Below are 314 nucleotides of genomic sequence, written 5' to 3' on the forward strand. Positions count from 1 at the left end.
AAAAAGTAGCGTTGCGCCAGATCTTGTTGCACCTCCCGGATGGCACGGTAAAAGAAATAACACAACAAGTGACATTCAAGCGCGAAGTGAAGACGAACTTGGCCACAGGTGAAAAAGAATACGGTGCTTGGGATATAGAAGAAGGCACATTGCCAGAATATCAAGTAGATCAAGTAGAAAACTATGAACCAAGTCAATCAGTAGTCGAAGCAATGGTGGTAACGCCAGAAACAGCTGGCAACTGGACTGTAGATATTCACTACAACGCTAAGACAGCAACCGAAGTAGAAGAAAAAGTAGCGTTGCGCCAGATC

At 44.6% G+C, this 314-nt stretch carries 1 protein-coding gene; it reads left to right on the plus strand.

The features are described from left to right. The coding region (locus FC30_RS09530; RefSeq protein ID WP_162255313.1) for a mucin-binding protein at positions 1-314 on the plus strand (314 nt) is incomplete at both ends.

Source organism: Ligilactobacillus animalis KCTC 3501 = DSM 20602, from assembly GCF_001434535.1.
Taxonomy (GTDB): Bacteria; Bacillota; Bacilli; order Lactobacillales; family Lactobacillaceae; genus Ligilactobacillus; species Ligilactobacillus animalis.